Source organism: Saccharopolyspora flava (assembly GCF_900116135.1).
Lineage (GTDB): Bacteria > Actinomycetota > Actinomycetes > Mycobacteriales > Pseudonocardiaceae > Saccharopolyspora > Saccharopolyspora flava.
Genome location: NZ_FOZX01000003.1, coordinates 741,222 through 761,864, shown reverse-complemented (window position 1 = coordinate 761,864; position 20,643 = coordinate 741,222). Strand labels below are relative to the sequence as shown.

Annotated in this window: 16 protein-coding genes and 2 rRNA genes; 9 read left to right on the top strand and 9 right to left on the bottom strand. The window is 71.5% G+C overall.

Annotation, left to right across the window (positions count from 1 at the left end; all coding sequences use genetic code 11):
* The 5 genes from BM424_RS13345 to BM424_RS13325 all read left to right on the top strand — a co-directional run.
* A 23S ribosomal RNA gene (locus BM424_RS13345) occupies nucleotides 1-274 on the top strand; the annotation flags it as partial.
* A 125-nt stretch (nucleotides 275-399) separates the two neighbouring features.
* A 5S ribosomal RNA gene (rrf, locus tag BM424_RS13340) occupies nucleotides 400-516 on the top strand.
* A 95-nt stretch (nucleotides 517-611) separates the two neighbouring features.
* A complete protein-coding gene (locus tag BM424_RS13335; RefSeq protein WP_093416869.1) occupies nucleotides 612-1,358 on the top strand; it encodes a type 1 glutamine amidotransferase in 747 nt (248 codons plus the stop codon).
* A 51-nt stretch (nucleotides 1,359-1,409) separates the two neighbouring features.
* Nucleotides 1,410-4,448 (top strand): bifunctional [glutamine synthetase] adenylyltransferase/[glutamine synthetase]-adenylyl-L-tyrosine phosphorylase, encoded by a 3,039-nt coding sequence (locus tag BM424_RS13330; protein WP_093416866.1) that lies wholly within the window; start codon nucleotides 1,410-1,412, stop codon nucleotides 4,446-4,448.
* Nucleotides 4,449-4,653: 205 nt separating this feature from the next.
* Entirely contained in the window at nucleotides 4,654-5,514 is an 861-nt protein-coding gene (locus tag BM424_RS13325; protein ID WP_093416863.1) for an SMP-30/gluconolactonase/LRE family protein, read from the top strand.
* A 91-nt stretch (nucleotides 5,515-5,605) separates the two neighbouring features.
* On the opposite strand, the gene glnA is transcribed toward BM424_RS13325, so the two are convergent.
* Nucleotides 5,606-7,030, bottom strand: a complete 1,425-nt coding sequence (glnA, locus tag BM424_RS13320; protein WP_093417112.1) for a type I glutamate--ammonia ligase — start codon at nucleotides 7,028-7,030, stop codon at nucleotides 5,606-5,608.
* 263 nt (nucleotides 7,031-7,293) lie between these two features.
* Here glnA and BM424_RS13315 point away from each other — a divergent pair, with 263 nt between their 5' ends.
* Nucleotides 7,294-7,719 carry an RDD family protein gene (locus BM424_RS13315; RefSeq protein WP_245775814.1) on the top strand — a complete coding sequence of 142 codons (426 nt, stop codon included), beginning with the start codon at nucleotides 7,294-7,296 and terminating at the stop codon, nucleotides 7,717-7,719.
* An 86-nt stretch (nucleotides 7,720-7,805) separates the two neighbouring features.
* Here BM424_RS13315 and BM424_RS13310 read toward each other — a convergent pair whose 3' ends face one another.
* The 3 genes from BM424_RS13310 to BM424_RS13300 all read right to left on the bottom strand — a co-directional run bounded on the left by BM424_RS13310 (nucleotide 7,806) and on the right by BM424_RS13300 (nucleotide 10,601).
* The gene (locus tag BM424_RS13310) at nucleotides 7,806-8,534 is read right to left on the bottom strand and encodes a DUF4191 domain-containing protein (RefSeq protein ID WP_093416857.1); all 729 of its coding nucleotides are present in this window, start codon (nucleotides 8,532-8,534) and stop codon (nucleotides 7,806-7,808) included.
* A 350-nt stretch (nucleotides 8,535-8,884) separates the two neighbouring features.
* Complete coding sequence (gene lipA / locus BM424_RS13305; protein WP_093416855.1) at nucleotides 8,885-9,886, bottom strand: lipoyl synthase; 1,002 nt, start codon at nucleotides 9,884-9,886, stop codon at nucleotides 8,885-8,887.
* Between the two features lie 223 nt (nucleotides 9,887-10,109).
* Complete coding sequence (locus BM424_RS13300) at nucleotides 10,110-10,601, bottom strand: hypothetical protein (protein ID WP_093416852.1); 492 nt, start codon at nucleotides 10,599-10,601, stop codon at nucleotides 10,110-10,112.
* A gap of 111 nt (nucleotides 10,602-10,712) precedes the next feature.
* Between BM424_RS13300 and BM424_RS13295 the strand changes: the two genes are divergently transcribed.
* From BM424_RS13295 to BM424_RS13285, 3 genes are all read left to right on the top strand, one after another.
* Entirely contained in the window at nucleotides 10,713-11,315 is a 603-nt protein-coding gene (locus BM424_RS13295) for a TetR/AcrR family transcriptional regulator (RefSeq protein WP_093416850.1), read from the top strand.
* A 43-nt stretch (nucleotides 11,316-11,358) separates the two neighbouring features.
* Nucleotides 11,359-12,303 (top strand): LLM class F420-dependent oxidoreductase, encoded by a 945-nt coding sequence (locus BM424_RS13290; protein WP_093417109.1) that lies wholly within the window; start codon nucleotides 11,359-11,361, stop codon nucleotides 12,301-12,303.
* 188 nt (nucleotides 12,304-12,491) lie between these two features.
* The gene (locus tag BM424_RS13285) at nucleotides 12,492-15,323 is read left to right on the top strand and encodes an FAD-binding and (Fe-S)-binding domain-containing protein (protein ID WP_245775813.1); all 2,832 of its coding nucleotides are present in this window, start codon (nucleotides 12,492-12,494) and stop codon (nucleotides 15,321-15,323) included.
* Nucleotides 15,324-15,415: 92 nt separating this feature from the next.
* Here BM424_RS13285 and BM424_RS13280 read toward each other — a convergent pair whose 3' ends face one another.
* The 5 genes from BM424_RS13280 to sucB all read right to left on the bottom strand — a co-directional run bounded on the left by BM424_RS13280 (nucleotide 15,416) and on the right by sucB (nucleotide 20,596).
* Nucleotides 15,416-15,883: an ArsR/SmtB family transcription factor gene (locus tag BM424_RS13280; RefSeq protein ID WP_175548064.1), complete on the bottom strand. Its 468-nt coding sequence runs from the start codon at nucleotides 15,881-15,883 to the stop codon at nucleotides 15,416-15,418.
* A gap of 14 nt (nucleotides 15,884-15,897) precedes the next feature.
* Entirely contained in the window at nucleotides 15,898-16,977 is a 1,080-nt protein-coding gene (locus tag BM424_RS13275; protein ID WP_093416845.1) for a serine hydrolase, read from the bottom strand.
* Nucleotides 16,978-17,034: 57 nt separating this feature from the next.
* A complete protein-coding gene (gene lipB, locus BM424_RS13270; RefSeq protein WP_093416842.1) occupies nucleotides 17,035-17,781 on the bottom strand; it encodes a lipoyl(octanoyl) transferase LipB in 747 nt (248 codons plus the stop codon).
* 45 nt (nucleotides 17,782-17,826) lie between these two features.
* Entirely contained in the window at nucleotides 17,827-18,714 is an 888-nt protein-coding gene (locus BM424_RS13265) for a TIGR01777 family oxidoreductase (protein WP_093416839.1), read from the bottom strand.
* Between the two features lie 151 nt (nucleotides 18,715-18,865).
* A complete protein-coding gene (gene sucB, locus BM424_RS13260) occupies nucleotides 18,866-20,596 on the bottom strand; it encodes a 2-oxoglutarate dehydrogenase, E2 component, dihydrolipoamide succinyltransferase (protein ID WP_093416837.1) in 1,731 nt (576 codons plus the stop codon).
* Nucleotides 20,597-20,643 lie beyond the last annotated feature (47 nt).

The window sequence follows — 20,643 nt, the reverse complement described above, 5'->3', positions numbered from 1 at the left end:
CGTAGGAGACTTGCGGAAGGCTGTCCCTAGTACGAGAGGACCGGGACGGACGAACCTCTGGTGTGCCAGTTGTTCTGCCAAGGGCACGGCTGGTTGGCTATGTTCGGGAGGGATAACCGCTGAAAGCATCTAAGCGGGAAGCCTGTTCCTAGATGAGGTCTCCCACCCCTTTGTGGGGTAAGGCTCCCGGTAGATGACCGGGTTGACAGGCCGGATGTGGAAGCGCAGTAATGTGTGGAGCTGACCGGTGCTGATAGGCCGAGGACTTGCTCACGAAGGTGTTACGCACCCACTATACGATGTCTGAGACAACAACCCACGGTTGTTGATAATCAGATATGTGTGTCAACGCAGTTGGCATCCCTTTGGTTTTCCCGCCTGCGGGTGGGTGACAGGGTTGTCGGTGGCGATGGCGGGGAGGGTCCGCCCGGTCCCATTCCGAACCCGGTAGCTAAGCTCCCCAGCGCTGATGGTACTGCACTCGCTAGGGTGTGGGAGAGTAAGACACCGCCGACACATTCCTTGAGACGGGGCCGGTAGAAGACAACTTCTACCGGCCCCGCTTTTTGCGTTGTTGAGACGGAGAACCGCGCGCACGTAGTCTCGGTGGCATGAGCGGTGTCCGGATTCTCGTGGTGCAGCCGTCGCGTTCTGATCCCCCGGGCGCCCTGGGCGACTGGCTGGCCGGCGCCGGCGCGGAACTCGATGTCGTCCTCCCCGCGGAGAACTCGCTGCCGGGGCTGGAGGACTACGACGCGCTGGTGGTGCTCGGCGGCGAGATGGGGGCGTACGACGACGCGGAGTTCCCGTGGCTGGCGGACGTGCGCCGGATGCTCAGCGCGGCGGTGTCGAAGAACATGCCGGTGCTGGCGATCTGCCTCGGTGCCCAGCTTCTCGCGGCCGCGACGGGCGGCCAGGTGCGCGAGATCAAGAACGGCCCGGAAGTGGGGACGCTGTTGGTCGCCAAGCGCGACGTGGCCGCCGAGGACCCGCTGCTGGGCCCGCTGCCGCTGACGCCGGACGTCGTGCAGTTCCACAGCGACGAGTTCAGCCTGCCGCCGTCGGCCCAGCTGCTCGCCTCGTCCCCGAAGTGCGACAACCAGGCCTTCCGCTTGGGCGAGTGCGTCTACGGCCTCCAGTTCCACATCGAGACCTCCCCGGAGGTGGTGCTGGAGTGGGCGCGGATGTCGCCCGAAATGGCCGCGACGGCGCGCCCGGGCCAGCTCGACCCCGAGCACCTCGCCGAGTTCCACGCGGATCTGGCGGAGACGTGGCAGCCGGTGGCGGAGCGGTTCGTGCGGATCGCGGCCACACCGCCGGAGGAGCGGAAGGCGAGCAGGTTCCTGCCGCTGGCGTGATGCGGCGCAGGTGGCTCCACGAAGAGGATCGAGGCGGACTACGGTTCGGTCATGGCCAACAGCAACTCGTCCAGGTCCGGTTCGCCGTCGACGGCTCGGTACGGGTTCAGCGACGCCGAACGCTCCGAGGAGCAGCTGCGGCGTGCGGGCTGGTGGTCGGATCGCGGGCCGGGTGAGGCCGAACCGATCGTGGCCGCGCTGTCGCGCACGCCCGATCCGGACTTGGCGCTGCACTCCCTGGACCGGTTGCACGAGGCGGCACCGGAGCAGTGGGGGCGCCTGTCGGCGGCACTGGCCGAGGACGTCGGGCTGCGCGGCCGGCTGTTCAGCGTGCTGGGCGATTCCACGGCGTTCGCCGATCACCTCGCCGCGCACCCCGGGGACTGGACGCGCCTGACGTCGGAGGCCACCCCGCCGGAGACCATCGACGAGTGGACGGCGGCGCTGCTGGAGGCGGTCGGCGCCGAAGGCGACGGTGAGCCCGGAACCGACGGCGGGCCGGTCGCGAAACTGCAGGGACCCGAGGCGGTCCGGGCGCTGCGCGCGGCCTACCGGGCGCTGCTGCTGGACGTGGCGGCGCGCGACATGGGCAGCATCGCCGAGCCGGGTCTGCCGACGGTGCCGTACGACGAGATCGCCGAGATGCTCTCGGACATGGCGGTCGCGGCGCTCAAGGCGGCGCTGGCGGTGGCGGCGGCGGAGCTGCGCGGAACGGGCGTCGAGCAGCTGCCGCGGATCTCGGTGATCGCGATGGGCAAGTGCGGTGGCCGGGAGCTCAACTACGTCAGCGACGTCGACGTCGTGTTCGTCGCGGACTCCGAAGCCGACGTCGCGGTGGGCACCCGGTTGGCGAGCAGGATGATGCGGGTCGTCGGGCCCGCGTTCTTCGAGATCGACGCGAACCTCCGCCCGGAGGGCAAGGCGGGCGCCCTGGTCCGCACCCTGGACGGGCATCTCAGCTACTACCGGCGGTGGGCGCGGACCTGGGAGTTCCAGGCGCTGCTGAAGGCGCGCCCGGTGGCCGGGGACGCGGACCTGGGCGTGCGCTACCTCAACGCGGTGCGGCCGATGGTGTGGACGGCGGCCGAGCGCGAGGACTTCGTCGCGGACGTGCGCTCGATGCGCCGCCGGGTGGAGGACCACGTGCCGACCGATCTGGCCGAGCGGGAGCTCAAGCTGGGCCGCGGCGGGCTGCGCGACGTCGAGTTCGCGGTGCAGCTGCTGCAGATGGTGCACGGCCGCAGCGACGAGTCGCTGCGCTCGTCGTCGACGCTGGAGGCGCTGCGGGCGCTGGGCGACGGCGGGTACGTGGCGCGGGCCGACGCGGCGGACCTCATCGACTCCTACCGGTTCCTGCGGACCGTGGAGCACCGCTTGCAGCTGCGGCAGCTGCGGCGCACCCACCTGTTCCCGGAGTTCGACGACGCCGAGGCGCTGAGCGTGCTGGGCCGGGCGGTCGGGTTTCGCTCCAGCGGGCGCAACACCGCCGCGCAGGCGCTGGTCGCGGAGTTCCGCAGGCACGCCAAGCGGGTTCGGCGACTGCACGAGAAGTTGTTCTACCGGCCGCTGCTGGAGGCGGTGGCGAAGGTGCCGACCGAGGCGATGCGGTTGACGACGTCGGCCGCCGCCGAGCGCCTCGCGGCCCTGGGCTACACCTCGCCGCAGGGCGCGCTGCGGCACATTGGGGCGCTGACCTCGGGGGTGTCGCGGCGGGCGAGCATCCAGGGCGCACTGCTGCCGGTGCTGCTGGACCTGCTGGGCAACACCCCTGACCCCGACGGCGGTCTGCTGGCCTACCGCAAGGTGTCCGAGGCGCTGGCCGAAACGCCCTGGTACCTGCGGTTGTTGCGGGACGAGGGCGTGGTGGCCGAACGGCTCGCGCAGCTGCTGGGGACCTCGAAGCTGGTGCCGGAGCTGCTGATCCGCGCGCCGGAGGTGCTGCGGCTGCTGGGCGACACCCCGGCGCTGGCCGAGCGCGGCGCGGGGGAGGCGGCGGTGTCGCTGCGCAGCGCGGTCGGCCGCTACACCGATCCGCAGCGCGCGGCCTCGGCGGCGCGGTCGTTGCGCCGCCACGAGCTGCTGCGCATCGCCTGCGCGGACCTGCTGGGCCTGGTGGAGCTGGACGCGGTGTGCCAGGGGTTGTCGAACATCTGGATCGCGGTGCTGGAGTCGGCGCTGGACGTGTCGATGCGCGACACCGCGGCGCGCTGGGAGGGCGCGGTGCCGGCGCGGCTTGCGGTGATCGGGATGGGCCGGTTGGGCGGCGCGGAGCTGGGCTACGGCTCGGACGCGGACGTGATGTTCGTGTGCGAACCGATCGACGACGCCGACGAGGCGACGGCGCTGAAGTTCGCGGGCGCGGTCGTGGAGCAGGTGCGCCGGTTGCTGGGGGCACCGAGCCAGGACCCGCCGCTGGAGGTCGACATCGACCTGCGGCCGGAGGGCAAGCAGGGGCCGCTGGTGCGGACCCTGGACTCGTACGTGTCGTACTACCGGCGGTGGGGCGAGGCGTGGGAGTTCCAGGCGTTGCTGCGGGCCCGGGCGGTGGCCGGCGACGCGGATCTGGGGGAGCGGTTCTGCCGCGCGATCGACCCGATCCGCTATCCCGAGGGCGGGATCGACGACGCCAAGGCGCGGGAGATCCGCCGGATCAAGGCTCGGGTGGACGCCGAGCGGCTGCCGCGCGGCGCCGATCCGGCGACGCACACGAAGCTGGGCCGGGGCGGGCTCGCGGACGTGGAGTGGACGGTGCAGCTGCTGCAGCTGCAGCACGCGCACGCGGTGCCGCAGCTGCGCACGACCTCGACGCTGGGCGGGCTGCGCGCGGCGGCGGAGGTGGGGCTGCTCGACGAGTCCGACGCCCAGGAGCTCATCGACGCGTGGACGCTGGCGACCCGGTTCCGCAACGCGGTGATGCTGGTGCGCGGCAAGCCGGGCGATCAGCTGCCCAAGCACGTCCAGGAGCGCGCGGCGGTGGCGGCGGCCCTGGGGTATTCGGCCGAGGTCGACACGGGTGAGGTCGTCGACGACTACCTGCGAGTCACCCGGCACGCGCGAAGCGTCGTGGAGCGGGTCTTCTACGAGGCCTGACCATTTTCATCTTCGCCGCGAGTTTCTTTTGCGCGTCGGGGATCGGTGTCCGATTTCGAATTGCGCGGGGGAGTCGGCCGGACGAGTGGTTCGACCTCCTGAGCGGGCGCGTGGGCGGGAAACCCGCCGGTCGGCGGTCCCGTGCGGCGGGAATGGTTCCTTAGCCTGATCACTGCACTGCGGTCGGGGATGAGGGGACTGGAAAATGTCCGAGGACTTCGAGCTGCTCGTCGACCGGCAGGCGTTGTGCGGTACCGGGCCGCTTTGGTCCTCCGCCCAGAATTGCGTGTATTGGGTGGACCTGATGCGGCGCGAATTGCACACCTACTACCGCGACACCGGTGTGGACGAGGCCCGCGTGCTGCCGGGCAAGGTGACCGCGCTGGCCGCGACCCGGCAGGGCCAGCTCGTGGCCGCCGCGGACGGCGGGTTCGCCCGGGTGCACCTGAGCCGGTCCGGGCTGGAGCCGGTGGTGCAGGTCCGCAACGGTGACCGGATGAGCACCGGCGGCTGCGATCCGGCGGGTCGTTTCGTGGCCTGCACCCTGACCCACGACGCGGAGCTGCGGGCCAGCGGCTGCTACGTGCTGGAGGGATCTCGGGCGCGGCTGCTGCTGGACGGGCTCACGGCCCCGGGCGGTGTGGCGTGGAGCCCGGACGGCACCCGGATGTACGTGGTGGACCTGCGCACCATCTGGATCTACGACTACGACGCCGAGCGCTCCCGCGCCTACGCGGGCCGCAAGTGGGTGGTCTGCGCGGAGGCGGAGGGCAGCCCGGAGGGCATCGTGGTCGACGCGGAGGGCTGCGTGTGGGTCGCCATGCACTGGTCGGGACGGATCCACCGCTACGCGCCCTCCGGCGACCTGGAGACGGTGCTGTGGGCGCCGACGAGGCGCGTCACGGGCCTGGCCTTCGGCGGGACGCGGCTGGAGGAGCTGTACGTGACCTCGGCCTGCTTCGGCTACGACGAACCGGCGCTCACCGCCGACCCCTACGCAGGCTCCCTGCTGCGCTTCCGCCCCGGCGCCACCGGCACCCCGCTCACCCCGTGGCAAGGACTGTGATCACCGGCTACTAGTAGCCGGTGTGCTCCGGGGATGCGAAAAGGCCCCGCCGGTCGTGGGACCGGCGGGGCCTTTTCAGCTGGTCATCGACTCACACGTCGAAGTACAGCGAGAACTCGTGCGGGTGCGGGCGGAGGCGGATCGGGTCGATCTCCTCCTCGCGCTTCAACCGGATCCAGGTCTCGATCAGGTCCGGGGTGAAGACGCCACCCTCGAGCAGGAAGTCGTGGTCGGCTTCCAGGTTGTCGATCGCCTCGGCCAGCGAGCTCGGGACGGTCGGCACGTTCTTGGCCTCTTCCGGCGGGAGCTCGTAGAGGTCCTTGTCGATCGGCTCGGCCGGCTCGATCTTGTTCTTGATGCCGTCCAGACCGGCCATCATCATCGCGGCGAACGCCAGGTACGGGTTGCCGGACGGGTCGGGGCAGCGGAACTCGACGCGCTTGGCCTTCGGGTTCGAGCCGGTGATCGGGATGCGCATGCAGGCGGAGCGGTTCCGCTGCGAGTACACCAGGTTCACCGGGGCCTCGAAGCCCGGGACCAGACGGTGGTAGGAGTTCACCGACGGGTTGGTGAAGGCCAGCAGCTTCGGCGCGTGGTGCAGGATGCCGCCGATGTAGTAGCGCGCGGTGTCCGACAGACCGGCGTAACCGGCCTCGTCGTAGAACAGCGGGCTGCCGTCCTTCCACAGCGACTGGTGGGTGTGCATGCCCGAACCGTTGTCCTCGAACAGCGGCTTCGGCATGAACGTCACCGTCTTGCCGTTGGCCCAGGCGGTGTTCTTGATGACGTACTTGAACAGCTGCAAGTCGTCCGCCGCGTGCAGCAGCGTGTTGAACTTGTAGTTGATCTCGGCCTGACCGCCGGTGCCGACCTCGTGGTGGGCCCGCTCGATCTCGAAGCCCGAGTCCTGCAGCTGGGTCACCATCTTGTCGCGCAGGTCCGCGAAGTGGTCGTACGGCGAGACGGGGAAGTAGCCGCCCTTCATCCGGGTCTTGTAACCCCGGTTGCCGCCCTCCTCGTCGCGGCCGGTGTTCCACCAGCCCTCGATGGAGTCGACCTCGGCGAAGGTCTTGTTGGGGGCTTCCCCGAACTTGACCGAGTCGAAGATGTAGAACTCGGCCTCGGCGCCGAAGAACGCGGTGTCCGCCACGCCCGACTCGGCCAGGTACTGCTCGGCCTTGCGCGCGATGTTGCGCGGGTCGCGGCTGTAGGGCTCCAGCGTGAACGGGTCGTGCACGAAGAAGTTGACGATCAGCGTCTTCTCTTCGCGGAACGGGTCCAGCCGCGCGGTGTAGGGGTCCGGCAGCAGCAGCATGTCGGACTCGTGGATCGACTGGAAACCGCGCACGGACGAACCGTCGAACGCGAGACCGTTGGTGAATGCGTCCTCGTCGAACGCCTTGGCGGGCACGGTGAAGTGCTGCATGATGCCCGGCAGGTCGCAGAACCGGACATCGACGAACTTCACGTCCTCGTCGGCGATGAACCGAAGGACCTCGTCTGGATTCTTGAACAAGCTCGGTGGCTCCTTCACGCAGTCGTACAGCTCACCGGTGCCACGTCGATTGGTCGCCGCCGGCTCGAGGCTCACGGTATGTCACGGGTGTTGCCCCGGCGTCTCCTGAATGTTTCGCGGGCGTTAACTGCCACCTGAACGGGTGGTCCCGGTTACACTTCGCGGCTGAACTCGATGCTCCGGGTGGGCTGACGACGCCGGTGCGTACCCTGGATGACGTGCGAAATGTCCTCGGCTCGTGGCTGGATGGCCCGAAAAGCGCATTGAACCACGCGCGTGAGCAGGCCGACCAGAACCGGCCCGCCTACCGCGGCGAGAAGCTCGGCCTGCCCGAATCCGGCCCCGGCTCGGCCGCCCCGCTCGGCAAGCGGCTGCTGGCCTTCGTGGTCGACCTGGTGCTCGCCGCGCTCATCACCGCCGCCTTCACCGCCCCCGCCTACCCGGGCGACTGGAGCCTGCTGACCTGGCTGATCATCACCGTCGTGCCGGTGTCGTTCTTCGGCGCCACCCCCGGCATGGCGCTCACCAAGATCTGGGTCGCCCGCGTGGACTCCACCGGCATGGTCGGCCCGCTGCGCGCCGTGCTGCGCGGCCTGCTGACCGTGCTCATCATCCCCGCCGTCATCTGGAACTTCGACGGCCGCTCCTGGCACGACCGGCTCAGCGGCACCCTCGTCCTGCGCCGCTGACTCGTGGGCCGCTGACCTGCACGAACGAGAGAACGGGCCCGGGGATGTGATCCCCGGGCCCGATTCGTCCGCTGTGCCGGACCGCGTTACTTGGCGCGGCGCATCGCCCGCGAGACGTTGCGCATCTTCGCGCCCTGCGGAACCGGGCCCTTCGGCATCGCGTTGCCGCGGCTCGCCAGCGCGGCCAGCCGGTTCTCGATGCTGTCGATCTGCGCCGGGCCGATGTTGCGCGGCAGCTTCATGATCCGCTGCTGCAGCTTCGGCAGCGGCACCTGGTTCTCCTCGTTGCCCACGATCATCTCGTAGATCGGGGTGTCGCCCACCAGGCGCGCCACGCGCTTCTTCTCCTGCGCGACCAGGTTCTTCACCCGGCCCGGCGAGCCCTCGCCGACCAGGACGATGCCCGGGCGGCCGATGATCCGGTGCACCGCGTCCAGCTGCTGCGTGCCGGCCACCGCCTGGGCCACCACCCAGCGGCCCCGCAGGTTGTCCAACGCCCAACCGGCCGCACCCGGCTGGCCCTCCGCCTTGCGGAACACCGTCGCCTGCACCCGGCGGCCGAAGATGATCACGGCCGCGAGCAGGCCGAACGCCAGCCCCACCGGCAGGAACACCCAGTGCAGCCCCCAGATCAAGCCCAGCAGGAAGACCACGACGGTCACACCGAGGAACGCCCCGAGCATCAGCGGCAGGAGGAGCTTGTCCTCCCGGCGCTGCATCTTGAACGCCTCGAAGATCTGCTTGACGCGGCCTACCGAAGCCTGACGTCGCTGTTTGGCCGCCTCTTTCTTAGCGGCCTTGTCCTGCTTGGCCATGTACTTCAGGATACGGCTCTCTTTTGCGGGGTTGTAGTTGCGTCCCTGGTGCCGTGATCGAGATGTGTTGCGATTGGGGCTGGTCGCGTCTAGTGACACTACTCAGTGGTCTTTTTGCTTGGCGGTGCCAGAAGCGGAACCTGAGCGACTCTCTGGCTCCGGGATCCGAGGCTTATGTATGCCAATACACGACACGTCGGCTGTCCTCCCCAGAGAGCCGCTCAGAACCCGCGGCGGTGCCAGTTGCTTAGGTGGGGTAAGGAGAAACCGGCTTCGCCGGTTGCCTGACGTGGGGTTTTGGGCATAGCGAAGGGGGCGCTTCCTTGTGGAAGCGCCCCCTTCTCCTCTTGTCAGCGGTTGAGTAGTGCGCTGGCTTCTTGGGCTGCTGTTCCTGCTTCTGCCAGGTGGGCCATGTTGTCCGGGAGGGGCATGCCTCGGTGGGTGGTGGCCTTGGCGAAGAGTCGGCCCGCGCGGTAGCTGGAGCGGACCAGGGGGCCTGCCATGACGCCCGGGAAGCCGATCTCCTCGGCGGCCTTCGTGTGCTCCACGAACTCCTCGGGCTTGACCCAGCGGTCCACCGGGTGGTGCCTCGGGCTGGGGCGCAGGTACTGGGTGATGGTGATGATGTCGCAGCCCGCGTCGCGCAGGTCCTGCAGCGCGGGGCGGACCTCGTCGGGGGTCTCGCCCATGCCCAGGATCAGGTTCGACTTGGTGACCAGGCCGGCGTCGCGGGCCTGCGTGATCACCTCGAGCGAGCGCTCGTAGCGGAAGCCCGGGCGGATCCGGCGGAACACGCTCGGCACCGTCTCCAGGTTGTGCGCCAGCACCTCCGGCCGGGAGCCGAAGACCTCGGCCAGCTGGTCGGGCTCGGCGTTGAAGTCCGGGATCAGCAGCTCCACGCCCGTGCCCGGGTTGAGCTCGTGGATCTGGCGGACCGTCTCGGCGTACAGCCAGGCGCCGCCGTCCTCCAGGTCATCGCGGGCGACGCCGGTGACCGTGGAGTACCGCAGGCCCATGGCCTGCACGGACTCGGCGACCTTGCGCGGTTCGGAGGTGTCCAGCGCAGCGGGCTTGCCGGTGTCGATCTGGCAGAAGTCGCAGCGCCGGGTGCACTGGTCGCCACCGATGAGGAAGGTGGCCTCGCGGTCTTCCCAGCACTCGAAGATGTTCGGGCAGCCCGCCTCCTCGCAGACGGTGTGCAGCCCCTCGCGCTTGACGAGGCCCTTGAGCTCCTTGTACTCGGGACCCATCCGCGCGCGGGTCTTGATCCACGACGGCTTCTTCTCGATCGGAGTCTGGCTGTTGCGGGCCTCCAACCGCAGCAGCTTGCGACCCTCAGGCGCCACAGTCACGCGCCCAGGCTACGCCCTCCACCCCCGGTGTTGGTCAAGGGTGCGGGGCTGATCAGCGAATATCATCGCAGGTCGTGACGGCTGTCACCCCGAGCGCGGAAGCTGTGCGGAATGCTGCTCGCGGCGCTTCCGGAACGGGCACAGTGCACAGTCGCGCCGGAGATCTGGGCGCGGGCGAGCCGAGAGCCTGGTGGCGGGACGCTCGGGGCGCCCCGCCATCAGATCAGAAGCTCGGGATGAGCTTGCGGAGCCTGCCCTGCCGGGCGTGCCGGTCCGCATCCGGTGCGGCGCGCAGCAGCTGGACGAACGCGCGGCCGACGCGCGCGGCGTCGTGCGACGGCTCGTGCTCCTCGGCCAGACCGGCGGCGATCGCGAGCAGCCGGTGCTCGCGGGCCGTGGGCTCCCGCAGCGCCGGGTTGTCCGCGTGGACGTCGAGGGCGGCGCGCAGGCCCGGGTTGTCCCGGGCGGTCCGGCGCCACGCCGTGGTGACGGCTTCGACGCGGTCGCCGTGCGGGGCGTTCTCGGTGTCGGTCAGCGCGACCTCGACCCGGCCGTTCAGCTGCAGCATCCACTTGTGGTGCAGCGCGGCGAGCAGCTCGTCGGTGTCGCGGAAGGGACCTGGAACGGTTTCGAAGGCCGCTGAGAGGTCCCGACGAGCGTTGTCGAGGACCTCGGCCAACGCCTGTTGCCGCTGGTGGAAGTCAGTCCAACTCATGGCGTTCTCCAGGGGTCGGGGATACCCGAGGTGCAGCGACATACTGTCGGTATGTCGCTGCACTCACGGTAGCACGGCGTCGTACCGTCGGTATGTCATAGGGTTGTGAGCATGGCTACAGCTCGTCCCCGGCGCATCGAGTACTCGGAATCGACCAGGCAGGCACTGGTGGATTCGGCCGTGGAGCTGTTCACCGAGCACGGGTACTCGCAGACCTCGCTGGACGAGATCGCCAAGCTCGCACGCGTCACCAAGGGCGCCCTGTACCACCACTTCGGCGGCAAGCAGGCGCTGTTCGAAGCGGCCTTCAGCGCCGTGGAGGCCGGGGTCGTGGCGCGGCTGTCGGAGGTCGTCTCGGACTCCGGCGACCCGTGGGACGCCACCCGATCCGGGCTGCAGGCCTTCCTGGAGGTCTGCCTGGAGCCCTCCTACCAGCGCATCGTCGTGCAGGACGGGCCCGCGGTGATGGGCTGGGACCGCTGGCGCGAAGCCGAGGAGGCCTACACCTTCGGCGTGCTGCGGGCGGTCGTGGCCAACCTCGTGTCCTCCGGCGAGATCGGCGACGACCTGCCGATCGACGCCCTCGCCCGGATCATGTTCGGCGCCCTGTCGGCCGGGGCGACCGCCATCGCCGGCTCCGCCTCGCCGATCCAGGAGCGCGCCGACATCGCGGTGTGCGTGGAACGCGTCCTCAACGGACTCCGCGTGGCCTGACCGCTACGGCGGGTCCCGGTCCGGACCACTAGCCTCGGTGGTCGTGACACAGAACTTCACCTTGCGGATCTTCACCGAGCCGCAGCAGGGCGCGAGCTACGACGACCTGCTGCGCGTCGCCAAGCACGCCGAGGACACCGGCTACGACGCCTTCTTCCGCTCCGACCACTACCTGAAGATGGGGTCGGTCGCCGGCGACCCGGGACCGACCGACGCCTGGGTGACCCTCGGCGGCCTCGCCCGCGAGACCAGCCGGTTGCGGCTGGGCACCCTGATGACGGCCGGGACCTTCCGGCTGCCCGGGCCGTTGGCGATCTCCGTCGCGCAGGTCGACCAGATGTCCGGCGGGCGCGTCGAGTTCGGCCTCGGCAGCGGGTGGTACGAGGAGGAGCACACCGCCTACGGCATCCCGTTCCCGTCGCTGAAGGAGCGGTTCGACCGCTACGCCGAGCAGCTGGAGATCATCACCGGGCTGTGGGAGACGCCCGAGGGCGAGACCTACTCCTTCGAGGGCGAGCACTACCAGCTCACCGACTCCCCGGCGCTGCCCAAGCCCGCGCAGCGGCCGCGTCCGCCGGTGCTCATCGGCGGTGCGGGCAAGAAGCGCACCCCGGCGCTGGCCGCGCGGTTCGCCGACGAGTTCAACCTGCCGTTCGTCGACGTCGAGACCGCGGCCGCGCAGTTCGAGCGCGTCGACGCCGCCTGCCAGGCGATCGGCCGCGACAGCGGGGAGATCGTCCGGTCCGCGGCGATGGTGCTGTGCGTGGGCAAGGACGAGTCCGAGCTGGCCCGTCGCGCTCAGGCCATCGGCCGCGAGGTCGACGAGCTGCGCGCGAACGGCCTCGCCGGCACCCCGTCGGAGGTCGTCGACAAGATCGGTTCCTGGCGGGAGCGCACCGGCATCAGCCGTCTCTACCTGCAGGTCCTCGACCTCACCGACCTCGACCACCTCGACGTCGTCGCCTCCGAGGTCGCCCCGCAGCTCTGACTCGTGCGGTCGGGGTGGGGGAAGTTTTCATGAAAACTTCCCCCACCCCGACCACACCACCGGGTGTCCCACGGACGAAAACCGCGGTATTCGTCGGGTCGAAAACCGCGGTATTCGACCCGACGAAAACTGCGGTTTTTGTCGTTCGGGGTGCGCGGTGGGAGGTTGTGCGGGTGGAGGTGCGGTCTGTGGTGGGCGATCTCGAGCGGGCGGTGCCCGGGAAGGTCCGGGTTGATCCGACGTCGTTGGCGGCGTACGGGTCTGATGCGTCGATCTACCGGCGGGTGCCGGCGGCGGTCGTGGAGCCGGAGTCCGAAGAGGACGTCGTGCGGGTGGTGCGGGCGGCGGCCGCGTCCGGCGTGCCGGTGACCGCGCGGGGCGGCGGGACGTCGGTGGCGGGCAACGCCATCGGATCCGGTGCGGTGCTGGACTTCTCGCGGCGGATGGACCGGATCCTGGAGATCGACCCGGACGCGCGCACCGCGCGGGTGCAGCCGGGCGTCGTGCTCGACGACCTGCGGGCGGCCGCCGCCGAGCACGGGCTGACCTTCGCGCCCGACCCCTCGACCCACTCCCGCTGCACGATCGGCGGGATGATCGGCAACAACGCCTGCGGAGCGCACTCGGTCGTGTGGGGCACGACCGCCGAGAACGTCGTGGCGCTGCGGATGATCCGCGCCGACGGCTCGCCGCTCACCGCCACCGCGACCGGCAGCGACGATCCCGAGCTGGACGCGCGACTGCGCGACCTGGTGGCCGCCAACCTCGCGGTGCTGCGCACCGAGCTCGGCCGGTTCCGCCGCCAGGTCTCCGGCTACGGGCTCCAGAACCTGCTGCCCGAGCGGGGATTCGACCTGGCCAAGGCCCTGGTCGGCAGCGAGAGCACCTGCGGCATCGTCACCGAGGCCACCGTCCGGCTCGTGCCGGTGCCCGCCGCCCGCGCGCTCGCGGTGATCGGCTTCCCGGACGTGTACCGGGCCGCCGAGGTCGCACCCGAGCTGGCGTCGGCCGGGGCGATGACCGTCGAGGGCATGGGAGCCGACCTGCTGGAGGCGCTGCGGTCCCGGCCCGGCAAGCAGGACGCCGGGCGGGAACTCCCATCCGGGCGGGCCTGGTTGTACTGCGAAGCCGGGGGAGCGACGCAGGACGAGGCCGAGCAGCGGGCCGCCGAGCTCGCGCGCCTGGCCACCGGGCGGATCGCCGGGGCCGAATCGCTGGTCGTCACCGACCCCGCGCGCACCCGCGAGCTGTGGCGGATCCGGGAAGGCGGCGCGGGCATCGTCACGCGCCTCGCCGACGGTGGTGAGGCGTGGCCCGGCTGGGAGGACTCCGCCGTCCCGCCCGAGAATTTGGCCGACTACCTGCGCGATCTCTACGCGCTGCTGGACTCCCACGGGTTGCGCGGCGTGCCGTTCGGGCACTTCGGCGAGGGCTGCCTGCACCTGCGCGTCGACTTCCGGCTGGGCACCGAGGAGGGGCTCGCGGCCTACCGGTCGTTCATCACCGAGGCCGCGCGGCTGGTCGCCGCCCACGGCGGTTCGGTGTCCGGCGAGCACGGCGACGGCCGGGCGCGCTCGGAACTGCTGCGGCACATGTACTCCCAGCAGGCGCGGGACTGCTTCGCGGAGTTCAAGCGCCTCTTCGACCCGCGCGGCCTGCTCAACCCCGAGGTGCTGGTGGACCCGGCGCCGATCGACGCCGGGGTGCGACCCGGGCCGGGCCATCGCGCGCTGGAGGTCACCCCGGTGCACGCGCTGAGCCGCGACGGCGGGTCGTTCGCGGCCGCGGTCAACCGCTGCGTCGGTGTCGGGTCCTGCCGCAACCTCGACACCGGCAGCATGTGCCCGTCGTTCAAGGTGACCCGCGACGAGGTGTACTCCACCCGGGGACGGGCGCGGGTGCTCGCCGAGATGCTGCGCGGGGAGTCCGTCGTGGACGGATGGCGCTCGACCGAGGCGCTGGACGCGCTCGACCTGTGCCTGTCCTGCAAGGCCTGCGCCGGCGACTGCCCGGTCAACGTCGACATGGCCACCTACAAGGCCGAGTTCCTGCACCAGCACTACCGGGGCCGGGTGCGGCCTCGGGCGCACTACTCGATGGGCCGGCTGCCGGTGTGGCTCCGGCTGGTCTCGGCGGTGCCGGGCCTGGCGGCGGCGAGCAACGCGCTGCTGGCGCTGCGTCCGGTGTCGTCGCTGGTCAAGCGGGTGGGCGGGATCGAATCCCGCCGGGAGATGATCCGCTTCGCACCCCGGTCGCTGACCCGGCGGCTGCGGCGGCGGCCGGAGCGCGGGGGCGAGACGGTCGTGCTGTGGCCGGACACCTTCACCAACCACCTCAGCCCCGAGGTGGGCGAAGCCGCGGTGGAGGTCCTGGAGGCGCTGGGCTACCGGGTGGTGCTGCCGGAGGGGTTCGTGTGCTGCGGCCTGACCTGGCACTCCACCGGTCAGCTCGACGGCGCGCGCGAGGTGCTGGAGCGGTCGCTGAGCTCGCTGGCGCCGCACCTGGCCGCCGGGCGCGCGGTCATCGGGCTGGAACCGTCGTGCACGGTGATGCTGCGCGACGAGGCGACCGAGCTGCTGCCCGGCGACGGCCGGGCCCGGCGGCTGGCTGAGCGGACGAGGACCTTCGCGGAGTTCGTCGCCGAGCACGACGGCCCGCTGCCGTTCGGGCGGCTCGACGTCGCGGCGATCGCCCAGGTCCACTGCCACCAGGAGGCCAAGGGCTCCTGGGATCCCGATCGGGCGCTGCTGGAGCGGCTCGGCGTCGACCTCGACGTCATCTCCGCCGGGTGCTGCGGGCTGGCGGGCAACTTCGGCTTCGAACCGGGGCACTGGGAGGTCTCCCAGGCGTGCGCCGAGCGCGAGCTCTACCCGAAGCTCCGCGCGGCGGCGGAGGACACCCTCGTCCTGGCCGACGGCTTCTCCTGCCGCACCCAGATCGCCCAGGGCACCGAGCGCCGCGCCACCCACCTAGCCGAGGTCCTCCGCGATGCGCTGGGCTCGGCAGGGCGACAGTTTTAGCCATAATCACCCATGATCAATGTCCTTTTTGTCGGGACAATTATGGCTAAAACTGTCCACTGGTGAGGAGTGTCGCCCACCGTTGCCGCAGCTCAGCGGAGTTGGTCGGCGATGTCGGAGGCGGCGGTGAGGAGGACGAGGGCCGGGATGGTGGCCTGGGGGCGGAGGCGGTAGGTGCCTCGCTTGTCCTGGTCGACGAGGTTCGCCGCGGTCAGGGACTTGAGGTGGTGGTAGAGGCGGCCCGGGGAACCGAGGTCGGCCGCCTCCTGGAGAGCCGCGGCGGGCTGGGGTCCCTGGGCGGCGAGGAGGCGGACGATGGCGGCGCGGGCCGGGTGGCCGAGGGCGGCCAGGACGTCGGTGCGCGGGCCGTCGGGCAGCGCGAGCACCCGCGTCGGGTCGACGTCGATCCGCCAGTCCAGCTCGGCGGGTTCGGCCAGGTGCCCCTCGTAGCGCAGGTGGCCGCCGCTGGGCTCCGGGGCCGGTTCCGCCTCGGCGGAACGGCCGGACTCCAGGGCGGCCACGCGGGCTTCGAGTGCTTCGACGCGCTGTTGCAGGTCCACGCGACGAGCTTGCCTCAGCCGCTCAGCGCCGTCGCCAGCCGGTCCCGCCAACGCGGGTCCTCGATCGCCAGCAGCAGCGGCAGTCCCGCATCGGCGGTGGTCAGCTGCTCGGCGCCGATGTCGCCGTGCGCCAGCAGCGCGCCCCGCCCGAGCGTCCCGTCCGCGCGGCGCACCGAGATCCCGCTGGTCAGCACGCCCGGCAGGCTGCCGCCCTTGAGGCCGATGCCGCTCACGCCCGGCGGCAGCGACCCGGCCAGCGGCCGCTCCAGGTGGGCGCGCGCGATCCCGCCCTCGGCGCTGAGCGCGCGGTGCACGGCGGCCAGCCGGTCCGCCGAACCGGCGGCGGTCGTCGACGCCCACGCGAGCTGAACCGGGTAGCCGGGCACGCCGGGCAGTCGCCGCAGGGCCTCGGCGCGCAGTGCGGGCTCGTCGCGGTACCTGCGTTCGAGCGCGAACCCCCACTCCCGCCGGGCCCGCACCGGAAGCCCTGCGGGAGGCGCGGTCTCGGGCAGCACCAGGAACAGGTACTCGGCGCACAGCGAGCGCACGTCGGCCTCGGGCCAGCCGCGCGCCGCCCCGGCCGCGATCACCGCCTCGACCCCCAGCCGGTCGCGCAGCAGGTCGGGGGCGGCGCTGTCGCTGAACAGGATCATCACCGCGACCACGTCGTCCAGCGCCACCCGCTGCTCGGGATCGGCGGCGTGCAGCCCGGTGTCGCCGAGCGGGATGCCGAGGTGGCGCAGCGCGGCCGGGTGCGCGCCGCCGTCGACGGGCACGTAGTAGCGCTCCCAGTCGCCCACCCGGATCTGCTCGCGCGGATCGAGCCGGCCGGACGCGACGGCGTCGGCGTAGGCCGCCAGGTGCAGCACCTTGACCGCCGAGGCCAGCGGCCGGGCTTGGTCGGCGCGGTGGCTCAGCCCGCTGCCGCGCCCGTCGTCGAGCCGCAGGCTCACCTCGGCGCGATGCGCGGAGATCCAGGTCAGCCAGCCCTCGGCCGTGCTCAGATCCGGCGGTGCGGCGAGCGCCGGGCGGGCGAGCAGCAGGGGAGCCGCGGCTCCGGCCGCGACGAGCAGGCTTCGACGGGACAGCGACATGGCCACTCCTCCAGTAGTCCGTATTTCCGGAATACTAGAGGAGTGGAGTCGGTGTTGTCAGCGCAGGCTCGGATCCAGCGCCAGCGTGACGCCCGCCGCCGCGGGCCGGTCGCGCGGGATGTTGCGCTCGGTGAGCTCCAGACGGCCGTCCAGCGCGTCCTGCACGGCCTGCTCGACCAGCGGGAACGCCTCGTCGACCGAGACGTCGCGGCCCAGCTCCGCCGACAGCGACGTCGTCCCGGCGTCGGCGATCCCGCACGGGATGATCCGGTCGAACTCGCTGAGGTCGGCGTTGCAGTTGAGCTCCAGGCCGTGCATCGTCACGCCGCGCTGCACGCGGATGCCGATCGCGGCGATCTTGCGCTCCGGGCGGCCGTCCACGGCCGGCAGCCACACGCCGCTGCGGCCCTCGACCCGGCCCGCCTCCAGGCCGAACTGGTCGCACACGTGGATCAGCGCCTGCTCCAGGCGGCGCACGTAGTCCACGACGTCGATCGGGTCCGACAGCTGCACGAGCGGGTAGCCGACGATCTGCCCCGGGCCGTGCCAGGTGATCTTGCCGCCGCGGTCGACGTCGATGACCGGCGTGCCGTCGGTCGGGCGGTCCTCCGGCTGGGTCCGCTTGCCCGCGGTGTAGACCGACGGGTGCTCCAGCAGCAGCAGGGTGTCCGGGTTGCGGCCCTCTGCGCGACCGGTGGCCAGCTCGCGCTGCAGGTCCCACGCGTCCAGGTAATCGATGGTTCCCAGGTGCCGCACGGCCATCGGTTCGGACGATGCGCGACACGAAGAATTGGCACGACTCACGGCGTCAGGCTACGCCCCGGACACCCTCCGGCAGCCGAAGGTCGGCTACTTCCCGGTAGCCGCGGCCAGGGCCGCACCCAGCGTCGGGTGCTGGAACCCGAAGCCGTTGGCCTCCAGCACCGTCGGCATCGCGCGCTGGCCGGTCAGGGCGGTCTCGGCGAACTCGCCGAGGACGATCCGCAGCGCGAAACCCGGCACGATCCACGGCGCCGGACGCCCCAGCGCCTCGCCCAGCGCGCGGGTGAACTCGGCATTGGTCACCGGCGCCGGACCGGTCAGGTTCACCGGCCCCGAGATGTCCGGGTTCTCCAGGGCGAAGCGGATCGCCGCGATCTCGTCGTCCAGCGAGATCCACGGCATGTACTGCTTGCCCGACCCGAGCCGCCCGCCCAGCATCATCGAGAACAGCGGCTTGAGCGGGGCCAGCAGCCCACCGGACATCGAGATCACCAGCCCGGTGCGCAGCAGCACCACCCGGGCGCCGGCCTCGCTCGCGGGAGCCGTCGCCGCCTCCCACCGGCGGCACAGCCCGGCCAGGAAGTCCGACCCCGGGGGCGAGGACTCGGTGACCGGGTGCGATCCGGTGTCGCCGTAGAAGCCGACCGCCGAGGCGTTGGCCAGCACCGGGACCCCGGCCGCCGCCACCGCCTTCGCGATCACCTCGGTGGAGCGGACCCGGGCCTGCAGCAGGTGGCGCTTGCGCTCCGGATTCCACCGCTTGTCGCCGATGCCCGGCCCGCTCAGGTTGACCACCGCGTCCGCGCCGTCCAGCGCGTCGGCGTCCAGCTCGCCGGTCGCCGGGTCCCAGCCGCGCTCGTCCGGGGCGGTGGGCAGGCGGCGGACCAGCCGGACCACCTCGTGCTCGGCCTGGCGGAGCCCGGCCACCAGCGACGTACCGATCAATCCCGACGAACCGGCGACAACGACGCGCATGCCCGGCATCGTCCCGCACCGGGCCCGGGCGTGCGAACCCTTCGGACGCGAAAAGAGCGACCGCCCACCGGAACCGGTGAGCGGTCGCTTCAATTCGTTTCAGGTGCGGGACTCAGCCCGCACCGCCGAGCAAGGCGAGTGCGAACCCTCTTTAGAGACCCAGGTCGGCCTCGAACGCGCCCTCTTCCAGACGCTGCTTGAGCGTGGTCAGGAAGCGGGCGGCGTCGGCGCCGTCGACCAGGCGGTGGTCGTAGGACAGCGCCAGGTACACCATCGAGCGGATCGCGATCGTGTCGCCGCCGTTCTCGTCGGCGACCACGACCGGGCGCTTGACGACGGTGCCGGTGCCCAGCATGCCCACCTGCGGCGGGTTCAGGATCGGCGTGTCGAACAGCGCACCGCGGCTACCGGTGTTGGTGATGGTGAAGGTGCCACCGGAGAGCTCGTCGGGCTTGATCTTGTTGTTGCGGGTCCGCGCCGCCAGGTCGGCGATCTTGCGGGCCAGGCCGCCGAGGTTGAGGTCGCCCGCGTCGTGGATCACCGGCGAGACCAGGCCGCGCTCGGTGTCCACCGCGACCGACAGGTGCTCGGCGCCGTGGTAGGTGACCGAGCTGTTCTCCTCGTCGATCGAGGCGTTCAGCTTCGGGTGCAGCTTCAGCGCCTCGGCTGCGGCCTTGGCGAAGAACGGCAGGAACGAGAGCTTGACGCCCTCGGCCGCCTCGAAGCTGCCCTTGGCGCGCTCGCGCAGCCGGGCGATGCGGGTGACGTCGACCTCGATCACCGTGGTCAGCTGCGCCGCGGTCTGCAGCGACTCGACCATGCGGCGGGCCAGCAGCTGACGCAGGCGCGACATCTTCTGCGTGGTGCCGCGCAGCGCCTTGGCCTCCTCCGACGGCTCGACCGCGGTGGCCGGGGCGGAGGTGGCGGCGGCCGGAGCGGCCGGAGCCGTCGGGGCCGGGGCCTGCTTGGCGTCGATCGCGGCCTGCACGTCCTGCTTGCGGATCCGGCCGCCGACACCGCTGCCCTTGATCGAGGTCAGGTCGATGCCGTGCTCGTTGGCCAGCTTGCGCACCAGCGGCGTCACGTACGGCGCGCCACCGTTGTTCGCCGGCGCCTCCTCCTCAGCCGGAGCGGCCGGAGCAGCGGGAGCCGCCGGAGCAGCGGGAGCGGCAGGGGCCGGAGCGGCGGCGGCCGGAGCCGGGGTGGGCTCCGGGGCCGGAGCGGCCGGCGCCGGGGTCGGCTCGGGAGCCGGGGCGGCCGGGGCGGCGGCACCGGCGGCGCCGATCACCGCGAGCTTCGCGCCGACCTCGACGGTGTCGTCCTCACCGGCGGTGATCTCCAGCAGCGTGCCGGCCACCGGGGACGGGATCTCGGTGTCGACCTTGTCGGTGGAGACCTCCAGCAGCGGCTCGTCGACCTCGACCGACTCGCCGATCTGCTTGAGCCACCGGGTGATCGTGCCCTCGGCGACGCTCTCGCCCAGCGCGGGCATGGTCACGTCGGTGCCCTGCGCACCGCCCGCCGGAGCGGCGGGGGCGGCCGGAGCCGCGGGGGCCTCGGCGGCGGGCTCGGGCTCGGCGGCCGGGGCCGCGGGGGCCTCAGCGGCGGCCGGAGCCTCGGCGGCGGGAGCGGCGGGCGCCTCACCGGCGTCGCCGATGACCGCGAGCTCACCACCGATCTCGACGGTGTCGTCCTCCTGGGCGACGATGCGCTGCAGCACACCGGCGGCCGGGGACGGGATCTCGGTGTCGACCTTGTCGGTGGAGACCTCCAGGAGGGGTTCGTCGACCTCGACGGTCTCGCCCTCCTGCTTGAGCCACCGGGTGATCGTGCCTTCGGCGACGCTCTCGCCGAGCGCCGGCATCTGAACGGAGAAGGCCATCTGTTGCTGACTCCTCGTGGGTGTGGCGGGGTGCGGCTGTTCTGTCG

Bases quoted from the DNA above. Each gene is read 5' to 3' on its own strand.
- BM424_RS13335 (WP_093416869.1), top strand. From the start codon at position 612: ATGAGCGGTGTCCGGATTCTCGTGGTGCAGCCGTCGCGTTCTGATCCC.
- BM424_RS13330 (WP_093416866.1), top strand. From the start codon at position 1,410: ATGGCCAACAGCAACTCGTCCAGGTCCGGTTCGCCGTCGACGGCTCGG.
- BM424_RS13325 (WP_093416863.1), top strand. From the start codon at position 4,654: ATGTCCGAGGACTTCGAGCTGCTCGTCGACCGGCAGGCGTTGTGCGGT.
- BM424_RS13310 (WP_093416857.1), bottom strand. From the start codon at position 8,534: ATGGCCAAGCAGGACAAGGCCGCTAAGAAAGAGGCGGCCAAACAGCGA.
- BM424_RS13300 (WP_093416852.1), bottom strand. From the start codon at position 10,601: ATGAGTTGGACTGACTTCCACCAGCGGCAACAGGCGTTGGCCGAGGTC.
- BM424_RS13295 (WP_093416850.1), top strand. From the start codon at position 10,713: ATGGCTACAGCTCGTCCCCGGCGCATCGAGTACTCGGAATCGACCAGG.
- BM424_RS13275 (WP_093416845.1), bottom strand. From the start codon at position 16,977: ATGTCGCTGTCCCGTCGAAGCCTGCTCGTCGCGGCCGGAGCCGCGGCT.
- BM424_RS13265 (WP_093416839.1), bottom strand. From the start codon at position 18,714: ATGCGCGTCGTTGTCGCCGGTTCGTCGGGATTGATCGGTACGTCGCTG.
- sucB (WP_093416837.1), bottom strand. From the start codon at position 20,596: ATGGCCTTCTCCGTTCAGATGCCGGCGCTCGGCGAGAGCGTCGCCGAA.